The organism is Clostridium sp. CM028, assembly GCF_030585565.1.
In the GTDB taxonomy this organism is placed as follows: Bacteria; Bacillota; Clostridia; order Clostridiales; family Clostridiaceae; genus Clostridium_AD; species Clostridium_AD estertheticum_B.
Genome location: NZ_CP077766.1, coordinates 1,279,616 through 1,292,906, shown reverse-complemented (window position 1 = coordinate 1,292,906; position 13,291 = coordinate 1,279,616). Strand labels below are relative to the sequence as shown.

Sequence of the window (13,291 nt, the reverse complement as noted above, 5' to 3'; positions counted from 1 at the left end):
ATCATGTTAATAATAGATTGAACTACCATTAATATTCTGTAATGGAGGAATTAAGCACAATATGTTATAATTAATCAATTAATGAAAAAAAGTGGGGTATTATGGGTATTTTTGATGTAATAAAGAAAAGTATACTTGGTGTTAGCTTCGAAAGTAAACTTATGAAAACAATAACTACACCAATTTTCATAAAGGAATTTAACAAGGAAAGTAAGAATATACTTAATTTTAAGGAACTTTTAAACAATTCAACTGATCAGGTTGCAAAAAATAGAATTGATAATGAACTTAACCTTCAAAAATATGTCCAAGAAGGTCTTAGCAAAGTGTATTTTGAACTTAAAAATTCACCAGCACCGTTTTATGCATTACATAACATTAGGTTAGGACTGGGAGATGGTATTGCGGACATAGACTTTTTAATGATTACTCATCAGTTCTGTTACATTATAAAGTGTAAGAGTCTTCAGGGAAACATTGAAATCGATAGTCAAGGTGATTTTTCAAGATTTGTAAAGAAAGCTGAGATTGTTTTAAAGAAAATATTAAAGGTGTATAGTCTCGATAAGTTGCCAGTAGTTTCTTTAACAGTTTTTACAAATCCTAAAGCTACAGATAAACAGGAGTTTATTGCAATTAAAGGATTTGGAGAAGTTAAGTTTGAGAAGTATGGTGAAGATATTATAAATATAATAAAAAGATTTACGTGTAGGGGGGAGAATTATGCAACTTAATGTAGAACAGAGAAAACTCGTTCAAAGTAAACCTGCTGGGCATTCCTTAATCAAGGGAGTTGCAGGTTCAGGAAAAACCACTGTTGCAGTGTATAGAATACCATTTTTATTAGAAAATTATTGTTTTGATAAGGATGATAAAATTTTAATGGTAACTTATAATAAAAGTTTAATAAGTTATATTAAGTATATTTACGATAAGGTTGAAAAAGACAGGGGATATGAAGTTATTTCTCTTTTTGAAATAGATAAGAGTAAGTTAGAAATTAAAAATATAGATGCTTTAATGTATAGATACTTTATGGAATACTGTAAGTCTAATCATCTGCAATTACAAGTTGAGAGCAGACAGGCGATTATCTCAAGTATAATTATAAAAGCTATCTATGATGCCAAACAATATTATTCTGATGTTAAAATACTAGAGCATAGTAATTTAAATTTTATATCAGAAGAAATTGGATGGATTAAAGCTTGTAGATACCTAGATGTGGAGGAATATCAGAGTGCTGATAGAATTGGTAGAATGTCAAATCATGATGGACCTCAAAAACTCCAAAAAAATTCAAAGACTAGAAGTGCTATCTATAAAGTAATGCAGCTCTATGATATTAGTATGAGGGAAAATAACAAAGTTGACTTTAATGATGTTTCACTTTTAGCACTAGAACAGATTAAGCAAAAACCAATTAAAAAGTATACGCATATAATTTCAGATGAGAGCCAAGACCTTACTAGGGTTCAGTTAGAATTTATATATGAGTTAATGAATAAAAAAGATTATTCTTCTACCATGTTTGTATCCGATAATGCACAAAGCATTTACCCTCAATCTTGGTTGGTTAAAGGAAGAAGCTTTTTGAGCGTAGGATTTGATGTTAAAGGTAGAAGCAATTCTCTTGCTAAAAATTATAGAACCACTACCCAGATTGCTCAGGCGGCCTATAGCCTATTAGAGAAAGATTTACTAATTATAGAGGACGAAAACTATGTTAAGCCATCATTATTAGATAAACAAGGTGTTTATCCTGTATTTAGGGCATTTGCCGACAAACCTTTGGAAGCAAATTATTTAACAAGACTTATTTCTAAACTTTTCAAAAACTATGAGTATGGAGATATAGCAATAATAGCAAGGACTAATGGTCAGATTAAAGAATTAAGCACCTACCTTGAAACCGCCAATGTACCTTTTAAACTTATGACAAAGCAAGATGGTTATGAATTTGGTGATGATAAAGTTAAAATTCTAACCATGCATTCAATTAAAGGGCTAGAGTTTAAAGTTGTAATAATGATTGGTTTAAATTCTAAATCGATTCCACTAAAACGTATTAGTATTGACGATGATGGAACTTTTGAAACGAGAGAAAGAAAACTTATGTATGTTGGTATGACTAGGGCTACTGAAAGGCTTTATTTGACTGCGGATGGAACACCTTCAAAATTTATTAGTGATATAAATCCTAAGTTCTTAAAGCATGATGAAAGCACATTAATGAGTAATTTTTATTCCCTTAAGCAAGAAGATTTTTCATTTAAAGAAAAACTTACGGATGTATATTCAGCCGAAGAAAAAGTGAGACAGTGGATTATTAATGAACTCAAGGAAAACTATAAATACCCTGAGAAGCTTTTAGATATAGAGTATCAAGTTAATATATTTTCTAAAATTGGGTACGTGGATGTAGTTGTTTCAACTTATAGGAATAATACAAAGACTCCTTATATTTTCATTGAGGTTAAAAGACAGGGTGCTGGGATTGTAAATTGCTTTGAGCAACTAAAGAGTTACATGAGTACGACACCAACTTGTAAGTATGGGTTAGCTACAGATGGAGTAGATTTGTTATTCATAAATAGCGATTTGGAAGTAATTGAGGATATGCCTCCATTTAAGGCTTCAATGCTGCCTTCTAGTTTAGAAAACTATTGTTACGTGGATCTAAGAAACAATGTTAATCATAAATTTATGAGAGATTACAATAATATTAGTGAATTGATTTTTGAAAATGAAGAGGTATCAGAACTTAAGGACATGAAAAAATTGAATGTATTTAGTGGAATAGCCGCTGGAGATCCTATTTTATTAAACTCTACTGTTGATGAACAATTTTACATTCCTGAGATATGGACCCAAAAAAATAGCACTAACTATATGATAAAAGTAAGAGGGGATAGTATGATAAATGCTAATATTAATGATGGCGAATTAGTAGTTATACGACAGCAAAACACTGCAAATAATTATGAAATTGTAGCAGTAGATTTGGATGGAAATACTACATTAAAAAGATTTGTTAAAATGGGGGACACAGTGCTTCTTATGTCTGAAAATCCAAATTATGAACCAATTAATGTTGCAGAGACTCAGATGAGTATTTTAGGGGTTGCTGTTGGGGTAGTAAAGAGTAGTAATTAGAAAAAATAAGCATATTACTTTTGATGGTAGTGAGTGATATGCTGTTATAAATAGAAGATTCAAAAGATCCAATCAAAGTGATGATGAGTCAATTTTGTTGGCTCTTTTTTAATTGTATGTAAATTCAAAATAAAATAAAACATGTATAATATTGTGGAAAATAATAGATATTAAGACTATAATTAGAATGTATTTACAAAAAAGATCCAACTAAACTAGTTAAGTAGCATATATTGAAAAACCTAACAAGGAATCTCCTTAATTATGATGCAATTATAAAAACTATTTCAAACTTATGAGGCTCTGGTCATAAATCTGGCTGGACGTTAACTTAGAAATTAAGAAGGGTGGTGCATACAACATGATCAAAGTAAAGCAAAACACATTTCTCGAGTGTGTTATTGTAGTGATGACCACAGGTGGGGTAGGGTTTTTAATTCTATTCCCTTTTATGAGTATGAGCTCCTTAACATATAGTATTTCACTAAACCTCTTACTGATGATTTGGATGTCTATAGTGGAAACATTATTGAGGCCGGAACTCAAATCATCTTATTTTAATTGTCACCGTATTGAGGATGAAGGTAAAATATACAAGTATCTTGGTGTTAGTTTTTTTAGAAAATTACTAGTATTAAGTAATTGGGAGAGAAGTAGAAAAAAGGAAACTCCTATCAGAAAATCTTTAATTTTATTAGAGTATTATGAATACAGAACCCGGACTTCTGAATTTGGACACGTAATTATAGCTATTATAATTGCAATCATTACCGTATATGTTTGTATGGCATATTCATTTAAGCAAACAATATGGTTAATATTTTTTAATGTATTTCTTAACATATACCCTATTATTGTCCAGCGGTATAATCGGCCACGGGTACGGCGAGTGATTAATAAACATAAATTAAAACATCCTAATTTTGCTAAAGAAATTGATAATATAGTGAAGTTTTATTACTAGGTATTCTTTGTATCATATAAAATTATTAGCAACCTCTAAGCTTTATTGTTAATACATATATAAATACTTTAAAAGCCACTTCCGAAAGGAAGTGGCTTCTGCTTATTTGTTAATATGGTATATCAATAATCGTGATTAGAAACTTATCTTCATTACAACATCTTTTAATTAGATATTAGCTTCTAATTAAGTTCTGTTTTGTTCGAAAACATAGAACCAATAGCCATTATAATTGCAAAGATAATTAGATATGCAACAACTGCCATTTTATGAGAAAAACAAGCAGCAATTATCATGAATATGCATCCTGCTAATGAAATAATAGGCATTACGAATCTTTTAAATGAGCTTAGATCCTTTTCTTTTTTCATTATCATAATAAAAATAGGAATATATAATGCATAAATAGTAACTATAGGTAATTCTGATGAATCAAAACAAAAGAATCCGAACCAAGGGTTTGTTAAGTTAGCGCCATAGAAGTATAATAACCATATAGCACAAAGAAGTAGTCCCAGTATAGATGAATTTGTTGGCATATTAGTCTCACTATCTATTTGTTTAAATATTTTTGGTTTTGGTCCAAAGCCCCTTGCTGCTAATGAATAAATACCACGAGTACATCCGAGCATTAATCCATTTAAAGTTCCGAGGCAAGAAATAATAACAAATACAAATATTAGAGAACCAAATGTAGAGGAGAATGTTTTTTGAAATGCCAATTTAGCTCCAGCTTCTCCGCCTTTCATCATAACTTCGTTTGTTACAGCTCCAGCTAGTCCTATGTAGTAAAGAATATAAACAGCCATAATTAGAAAAGTTCCTCCAATAAGAGCAAGTGGAAGATTTCTCTTTGCATCTTTTAATTCAGCATTGATACTTGTAGCAATAATCCAACCCTCATATGCAAAAGCTGTAGCAACAACTGCTGTAAATAATGCATTCGTAGTATTTACTTCTTTTACTACTGTTGTAAAATTAAACATAGTCATACCACTATTGATACCTACGATTGTCCCAATTATACCCATTAAAATCAGTGGGATTAGTTTTATAATAGTTGTACTAACTTGAAATTTACCAGCTAAAACTGGTGATAATGCATTTAAAGCATAGCTACCTATCAAATATAGACATGCGATAGTCATACACTCTCCACCTGTAATTGGAAATCCCAATAATACGCAGGTATATCTAGCTGAAACCCATGATAAAACCGATGTCAATGTTGGATAGTAAATTAGTGCCATAAACCAGCCAACATAATATCCATATTTCTCACCCATAGCAGCTTCTGCATAATCAACTATACCATTTACTTTCTCGTATTTAGTTGCCATTACAGCAAAAGTATAGGCGCAAGAAATCATAATAATACCGCCAATAATCCAAGCCAAAATACCTAGTGGAAGACTTCCTCCAGTTGCAGTTAATACTTTTTCTGCCTTAAAAAAAACACCACTGCCGATTACGATGCCAACAACCATTGCTATTGCAGTCATTAGCCCGTACTTTTTTTCTAATTTTGGCTTCATAATTAACCATTCCTTTCGTAATTTATAATTTTCAGATAATTGATTATATCATTATATTTTACTTTTTTATAGGGATAAAACCAATATTATTGTTGCCAATATTTACATCTTTGTATATCCTTCAAATTTGTATTTTGATAAATACTATCGCCTAAGGGGCCTGGACAGCAACCTGAAAAAAGGTAGCAAAGCGACAGCTCATATCATTAGATATTGGTTTACTTTATTAAGAGTGTATTGATATTCTGAAAGTAACACAATATCAATTGAGTTACTTTCATATTGAGGCTATTACCCATTTTTAAAGAATTGTAAATATACATAATTCATGGTAATTATGGTATGATTAAATATATATTTTATGACAAAGTTGTAAAAAGATACGACGTATGAATCTTTTATATTCTGTGAATTAAATCTATTATTTTTAGGAGGCAAACTATGAAAGAAGAAGAAAAAATATTTGCGGGCAGGCTGTTTGATGCCCGTACGAAAGAACTTCGAGATATTAAGCATAAGGCACATATTCTCTGTCAGAAATTCAATTTGCTTGAAGAGTATGATGAAAGTCGTCTGCCAATTATTAAAGAATTTATCGGAAAAATAGGAGAAAAATATTATTTCCAAGGCCCTATACAATTTAATTATGGGTGTCATACGTTCATCGGTGAGAATTTCTTTGCGAACTTTAATACCACGATTTTAGATGATGGTAAAATTTATATTGGTAATAATGTTATGTTCGGACCTAACGTTTCCCTCATGGCATCATCACATCCACTCATTTCGGAAGAGAGAAGTGCCATGAAATATATGGATGGCCATGTGTCTATGTCCGAATACGCAAAGGAAATCTACATTGGAAACAATGTTTGGATTGCTTGCAACGTGGTGGTTTGTGGCGGTGTTCATATTGGAAATAACGCAGTCATCGGCGCTGGCAGCGTTGTTACAAAAGATATCCCAGATAATTATATTGCATACGGTAATCCGTGCAAGCCAATAAGATTAATTACAGAAAAAGATTCAAAGTTAAGCTTACTGTAATTTTTTAATATCCAGTATACGGTAATAATATTATAATTAATTAATAAATTTGTTATGTAATAATAAGATAATATCGGGAGGGTGTAACCAATGAAAAAAATTGAAAAAATATCTATGCCACTGGGGATGGTTGGTGTAATTGGATATATGCTACATACTATTATTGGAAACTTGCTATGGAAACAATATAATGCCATTACAACAGATATTAGTTCTCTAACAGCAGTTGGTGCTCCAAATGCTGTAATCCTTAAATTTTTTACAAGTGTATATGGTATTTGCACAATTTTATTTGTGGCAGGACTTATCATTAAATCTTTTAGAAAATATCACTTGGTAACACGAGTAGGATATGTTGTGATGATGATTATGCAGATTGTTTCCATGGTTGGCTATAGCATTTTTCCATTGACGGGTGATAAAACGGTTATGAATTTTCAAAATAGGATGCACATCGTAGTAACAGTTGTGGTAATGTTCACTACAATTTCATCCTGTTTTATACTTGCAGTTGGATACTTAAAGCAAGAAAAAATAAAAAAACTCGGAAGGTTTGTTTTAATAATGTCCATTGTTATAACACTAACAGGAGCAACCAATCCCATAGGAATGGGTATGAGACTTAATATTTTAGGATTAACAGAACGATTGGTTATTTATTCCTTGCAATTTATGATGTTTACACTATCCTATTATTATACTTTCAATAAAGATGAGAAAAGTTATTTGGATACCTCAGATTTAAAAGTGGGGGTATTTTATAAGTTTATGGTGAAGGAGAAATTGTGATTATGCGTAAGTTCAAATCACCATTTATATTAATAATAGCATCAATGTTATCAGTACTAGTATTACTTTTTTTAGTCCATATGAAACAATTTAGAGAGAAAGCAACTTCTAATAAAGACTTTAACATAGGAGTAATTGAAACAACTGAACAAGATAATAAAAGCAACTTAACTTTTTACAATAAAGATTTAAAAAAAACTGGAACACAAAAAATTAAATTAGGGTCCATGGGTTCGTCATTTGACCTTCCAAGAATGTATGGTAAGAATATGTATGTTGTTCCAAAAGGAATAGGTAATCAGAAAGAGTTAACTGTAATTATGGAATATAATACTGAAACTAGTAAATATAAAACATATGATATGAAGCAGCACGGTATAAATAGTTTTGCTGTTAATGATAAAGCAATCTACAGCGCAAACACTTTAAGTAATGAATCCATAATAAGTTGGTATGATAAGCGTTCGGGAAATGTAAAAACAATATCGAAGGAAGGGATTTATATTGACCGTATTGACTTGTATAATGGTACTTTATATGCTTTTGCAATGGAGAAAGATAACGATGGAAATAAATCTCATTTGTATTTAATTGATACAAAAAGTTTTAAGATTACAGATATAATAGATATAAGTAAAAGTGGTGAAGGCCACAATTACTCAACTAAAATAGGTGATGATATTTATTTTACTAACCAATATGAAGTATCTGATACTGAGCGAGGATCCTATAATTTAAGTAAATTTAATATTAAAAATAAAACTGTTTCAAACATAAAGCTTAAAGAAAGGTATCCATTTCAAATATTAAATTATAAAAATAAATTAATAATATCTCATTATGATTTAGTTCAAATGCAAGGAAATAAAATTACTATATATGACCCCGGGACTAATGAACAAGATGTTGTAACTCTTGAAAACAATTTGGGACAAATAAGTATTAAAGATGATAAGCTTTATTCAAAGGATGGAGAATATTTATATGTTTACAGTATTAACAATAAAACTTTTAAATTAATAAACAATGTTGATATTTATACAAAGAGAAAAAATATCCTATTTTATTATGTATCCGGATTTTTTACTAAATAGAGGTAAATATAGATAAACCTTATTTTTTATGTATTGATGAAATTTTACCTGCGTTCTATTAATATGAGAAAAATTTGCTTATACAATGCATGAAACTATAGTGAAATATTTACCGTCACAAGTTACAATTGAGTTGAAAATGGTCTTAACATTTAGAAGAACTGTTAGTCAATAGTGTAGTAGCAAGGCGGTTAGAAGGCTGTAACTTCAGTTCTTCGTAAAATATAATTTGATGACATTTATAGAATACCCATTATAGTTTTTAAGTTTATAGTGTAAAAATTATTAAAGCATTCATATATTCACCTAAAAGCTTTTTATAGTTTATTATTTTTAAGTGTTTTTCAATATTTTAGTTTTAAATAATTTTATATGTGCTAAAATAATAAATATGGTGAAAACTAGTATCTAAAAAATGCATAAAATTCAAGAAATATATCTAGAAAGGTAATAATAAAATGATTGATGAAAAATTGGTTGTTAAATTAAAAGAAATTTTTGAAAAGTATAAAGAAATTGAAAAAGTAATATTATTTGGCTCGAGAGCGAGGGGCGATAATAAATATAATTCAGATATAGATATTTGTATAGTTGGGGCAGGAATGATGCACTTGACATTAGCTAATATAAATATGGATATAAGCGAAATAAATACGCCTTTAAGTTTTGATATATTATCATTTAATGAGTTAAATAAAGAAGAATTAATAAAGAATATATTAAAGGAAGGGGTTGTTATATACAATGGGAAAGAGATTAGGTGAAAAAGTAAGCGATTTTGTAAATGCCTTAGCTAGATTGGACGAAGCATTAAAAAAGGATATTACAGATGATATAATAATTGATGGAATTATTCAGAGATTTGAATTTACATTTGAGCAAAGTTGGAAAGTTATGAAGTCGTATTTAGAAGAACAGGGTATAATAGACGAGGCAATATCTCCACGGAGTACTATTAAGATAGCATATAAGCATAGGATAATTGTTGATGGGGAAATTTGGATCGAAATGATGTTAGATAGGAATAGAACATCACATATGTATGATGAAACAATAGCTAGAAATATAGTTGAGCGAATTAGAAAAAGTTATATTACTGAATTTAATAATTTAAAAGTTTTTTTGCAAACATATTAATGAGATATCGAGAAGCAAGAACGTCATTTAATTTTGTGAAATTGTTTTATATAGAAGATGACTTATCTTTATATTTAAGAAAAATAAACTTGAACCAGAGCAAACAAAACAAATGTTTGCTCTGGTTCTTTTTTTATTACATTAATATACTGATTTATGTTGATGCACAGAAGAAGAGCAAGGGTATATGCAAGAATTATTTGAGATAGTGTTTCATAGATTGACTAATCGAAGGAGCGCCATATATGTAGCCCAATGATAGACTTATTGAATTTAAATAGAGGCAGTAGAAATGATTTTGCATATCTCGATGGGAAAGTATTACTGATTCTATCCAAGGATGATGAGACATTTAGTGGGGGAATAAAGCAGGGATTGATTGAACTAATGCCAAATCCGAAAATATGTGATTATTTAAGTGGTGGACATCTCGCTTTGTTTTTAAAAATAGATTCATATATTAAGCAATAACCCCCCCCAACACATCTCCAAGTTATTCTAAGTTTTTAGCTTCTAAATATTAGTATGGTGTAATATATGGCATATTGAGAATTACTTATAAATAGTATTAAGATAGTCGTTATAATTTATTTTATATATTTAAATATTATTCGAGGGACCTCATAATATGTTTTGAGTGAAGGGAAGTATTAGAAATGAATAAAAGTAAGCAAGAAAAGTGGAATTTATTATCTGCAGTTATGTTCATTGTGTCATCAGTTATGATTTATCTAGGATATGATAAACTTACAAACTATTACTCTAGTGATGTGTCATCTTTAACTAAAAATTCTTATGTTGGAGGAGATGCATACAATTATATTATTAATGGAACTAGGGCAACTTCTTTTTTTGTCTTAGCAACAATGTTTGCTATCCTTGGAGTTAGCTTCATTATGATTGGATATTTGGATAAAATCAGCAATATAAAGCAAAGTGAGAGAATCATCAATCTTTTAGAGGGTTTAAACGAAAATAGTGGACCTAAAAACGATAATTTAAATAATACTCTACCACCACTTTAATAAATCCGGGGGGGACAATAATGGCTGGAAATAGATATACAAATATCAGGTATATAGATCTTAATTATTGGTTTAAAGATTGGCCAATAGAAATAATTAACGGTTCTTTACTTTATGATGTTACTTACGATAATGTTGTTCTTCAGTTGAAAATATGTAATATATCAAATGAAAATATTTCATCAGTATATATTTCAGTTGAATGTTTTGATGATGCTGGAGATAAAATGAATGAAAACAATAATATCATTATACATTCTTATCAAGACTTGGACGTAAAACCCAATAATACTTTTGGTGAAAATGTGGCTGTACCACTTATAAATAAAAATGTAAGAAAAGTTAACATACATGTTCAAAAAGTTGTTTATAAAAATGGAGATATTAAGAAAATAAATAAAGAATGTCAATTAAATAAAATAACCGAAAGAACTAGGATAAATGTTTTAGGGGACATGTTAATCGGCGAATTAAAAAGAATTAAATTAGAAGGGAATTCTTTCGGTATTGAGTTCATTCCAGAAACTTTAGAAGGGTTAGGTTGGTTATGTTGCTGCGGAAGATTAAATAATATCTCTAACTTAGCGTGTTGCAGATGTGGACGAGATAAAACATGGCAGTTTGATATTATCAATAAAGTGTATTTAGAAAAGTCCTATAATGATTATCAAATTTACCAAGAAAAAATAAGGTTAAAAGTGAAAAAGGAAAAACAAAGAGATGAGGAAGAAAGAGAAGAACAAATTAAAATTCAAAAAGATATAGCACAAAAGAAAAAATACAAAATGATTCAAACAGCTAAAGTTAGTTCTCTATTGACAATATTATTATTTTTTATTATTTTTGCATCTATTAGGTATATAAAACCAATGGTAATAAAAAACCAACAATATGGAAATGCAATAAAGTTATTAAACGATGGAAAGTATAACGAAGCATTACTAATATTTGAAAATTTACTACATTATAAAAATGCTGATGAAGAAATTAAGGAAACACATTATAGATATGGAACTGAGCTATTAAAAAGCAATGAATTTGACAAAGCATTGTCGCAGTTGCAGCAAATATTGAAATATAAAGATAGTAAAAAACTAATAGATAAGACACACTATCAATTTGGTAGAAAATTAATGAATGATAAAGATTACTTAATTAGTATAGAAAACTTCAATAAAATAACAAAAGGAAATGTTGAATTTTATTCTAATGCACAAGAAAATATAGAAGAATGTAAAAAACAATTTATAAAGTTAAATGTAACATTGGCAAATGAGGCTATAAGTAGCAAGGAATATGATAACGCTGAGAAATATATAAATGAACTTTTAAAATTGGATAGTAAGAGTGCTGATGCTAAAAAATTGAAGAGTACAATTAATAGCAATATTGCAGAAGATAATATAGCGTTAAAGGTATCCTTAGCAAATAAGTTGAATAATAACAGCAATGGGGAAGTAAAAGAATCTTATTTAGATCAAAAAGAGTTATCTATGAGTGGGGCGATAAATAGGAATCTAAATGTTCATATGAAACTTTTTTTTAACAGCAATGAGGTTTCAGGAACATATTATTATGATAAGTATAAAACGGACATTATACTTAAAGGCGTTTATGATATGGACAATAATGTTACCATGAATGAGTTGGATAATAATGAAAACATTACAGGCGTATTCAAAGGGAAGATTTTTTCAAACGGGGAGTACATTGGTAGTTGGTCGAATCTTGATGGAACAAAAGAAATGCCCTTTGCTATTAAGTTATGCAATTAAAAATCTTTTATGGATAGAAAATTTAATTAACGTGATTTATGCCCAGTACCAAATAATGAATGTAGTCAATAGTGTAAAAGTTATTAAAGCATTCATATATTCACCTAAAAGCTTTTTATAGTTTATTATTTTCAAGTGTTTTTCAATATTTTAGTTTTAAATAATTTTATATGTGCTAAAATAATAAATATAATTCAGATATAGATATTTGTATAGTTGGAGCAGGAATGATGCACTTGACATTAGCTAATATTAATATGGATATAAGGGGAATAAATACGCCTTTAAGTTTTGATATATTATCATTTAATGAGTTAAATAAAGAAGAATTAATAAAGAATATATTAAAGGAAGGGGTTGTTATATACAATGGGAAAGAGATTAGGCGAAAAAGTAAGCGATTTTGTAAAAGCCTTAGCTAGATTGGACGAAGCATTAAAAAAGGATATTACAGATGATATAATTATTGATGGAATTATTCAAAGATTTGAATTTACATTTGAGCAAAGTTGGAAAGTTATGAAGTGAATTTAATAATTTAAAAGCTTTTTTGCAAACATATTAATGAGATGTCGCGAAGCAAGAACGTCATTTAATTTTGTGAAATTGTTTTATATAGAAGATGACTTATCTTTATATTTAAGATAAAAAAAGAACCAAAGCAAACAAAACAAATGTTTGGAAGGTTCTTTTTTTATTATCTTAATATACTGATTTATGGGAAAAGTGTAAATTTGAATATGTTTATATTAGAGATATTATAAAGATG

At 29.1% G+C, this 13,291-nt stretch carries 14 protein-coding genes; 13 read left to right on the top strand and 1 reads right to left on the bottom strand.

The genetic code is table 11. The features are described 5' to 3' along the window. The first annotated feature begins 101 nt into the window (after positions 1 to 101). From KTC94_RS06210 to KTC94_RS06200, 3 genes are all read left to right on the top strand, one after another. A complete protein-coding gene (locus KTC94_RS06210) occupies positions 102 to 734 on the top strand; it encodes an NERD domain-containing protein (protein ID WP_220320528.1) in 633 nt (210 codons plus the stop codon). Next, the gene (locus tag KTC94_RS06205) at positions 724 to 3,156 is read left to right on the top strand and encodes a S24 family peptidase (protein ID WP_220320527.1); all 2,433 of its coding nucleotides are present in this window, start codon (positions 724 to 726) and stop codon (positions 3,154 to 3,156) included. Before KTC94_RS06210 ends, KTC94_RS06205 begins: the two co-directional genes overlap by 11 nt. A 517-nt stretch (positions 3,157 to 3,673) precedes the next feature. Then, a complete protein-coding gene (locus KTC94_RS06200; RefSeq protein ID WP_220320526.1) occupies positions 3,674 to 4,120 on the top strand; it encodes a hypothetical protein in 447 nt (148 codons plus the stop codon). Between the two features lie 182 nt (positions 4,121 to 4,302). Here KTC94_RS06200 and KTC94_RS06195 read toward each other — a convergent pair whose 3' ends face one another. After that, complete coding sequence (locus KTC94_RS06195) at positions 4,303 to 5,655, bottom strand: APC family permease (RefSeq protein ID WP_220320525.1); 1,353 nt, start codon at positions 5,653 to 5,655, stop codon at positions 4,303 to 4,305. 441 nt (positions 5,656 to 6,096) lie between these two features. On the opposite strand from KTC94_RS06195, the gene KTC94_RS06190 reads away from it, so the two are divergent. From KTC94_RS06190 to KTC94_RS06145, 10 genes are all read left to right on the top strand, one after another. Next, positions 6,097 to 6,702 (top strand): sugar O-acetyltransferase, encoded by a 606-nt coding sequence (locus KTC94_RS06190; RefSeq protein WP_220287010.1) that lies wholly within the window; start codon positions 6,097 to 6,099, stop codon positions 6,700 to 6,702. Positions 6,703 to 6,792: 90 nt separating this feature from the next. Further along, on the top strand, positions 6,793 to 7,491 hold the full coding sequence (locus KTC94_RS06185) for a DUF998 domain-containing protein (RefSeq protein WP_258876468.1): 699 nt from the start codon (positions 6,793 to 6,795) through the stop codon (positions 7,489 to 7,491). A gap of 2 nt (positions 7,492 to 7,493) precedes the next feature. Next, a complete protein-coding gene (locus KTC94_RS06180) occupies positions 7,494 to 8,585 on the top strand; it encodes a hypothetical protein (RefSeq protein ID WP_220320524.1) in 1,092 nt (363 codons plus the stop codon). 458 nt (positions 8,586 to 9,043) lie between these two features. After that, the gene (locus tag KTC94_RS06175; RefSeq protein ID WP_220287008.1) at positions 9,044 to 9,349 is read left to right on the top strand and encodes a nucleotidyltransferase domain-containing protein; all 306 of its coding nucleotides are present in this window, start codon (positions 9,044 to 9,046) and stop codon (positions 9,347 to 9,349) included. After that, the gene (locus KTC94_RS06170; RefSeq protein WP_220287007.1) at positions 9,330 to 9,722 is read left to right on the top strand and encodes a nucleotidyltransferase substrate binding protein; all 393 of its coding nucleotides are present in this window, start codon (positions 9,330 to 9,332) and stop codon (positions 9,720 to 9,722) included. The genes KTC94_RS06175 and KTC94_RS06170 overlap by 20 nt, the downstream gene beginning before the upstream one ends. A 267-nt stretch (positions 9,723 to 9,989) precedes the next feature. Continuing rightward, positions 9,990 to 10,193 (top strand): hypothetical protein, encoded by a 204-nt coding sequence (locus tag KTC94_RS06165; protein ID WP_220320523.1) that lies wholly within the window; start codon positions 9,990 to 9,992, stop codon positions 10,191 to 10,193. Positions 10,194 to 10,378: 185 nt separating this feature from the next. Further along, entirely contained in the window at positions 10,379 to 10,747 is a 369-nt protein-coding gene (locus KTC94_RS06160) for a hypothetical protein (RefSeq protein ID WP_220287005.1), read from the top strand. Positions 10,748 to 10,767: 20 nt separating this feature from the next. Next, positions 10,768 to 12,522 (top strand): lipopolysaccharide assembly protein LapB, encoded by a 1,755-nt coding sequence (locus KTC94_RS06155; RefSeq protein ID WP_220320522.1) that lies wholly within the window; start codon positions 10,768 to 10,770, stop codon positions 12,520 to 12,522. Positions 12,523 to 12,749: 227 nt separating this feature from the next. Beyond that, a complete protein-coding gene (locus KTC94_RS06150; RefSeq protein WP_220320521.1) occupies positions 12,750 to 12,944 on the top strand; it encodes a hypothetical protein in 195 nt (64 codons plus the stop codon). After that, positions 12,892 to 13,050, top strand: coding sequence for a nucleotidyltransferase substrate binding protein (locus KTC94_RS06145; protein ID WP_258876466.1), 159 nt, complete (start codon positions 12,892 to 12,894; stop codon positions 13,048 to 13,050). Before KTC94_RS06150 ends, KTC94_RS06145 begins: the two co-directional genes overlap by 53 nt. Positions 13,051 to 13,291: the final 241 nt, after the last annotated feature.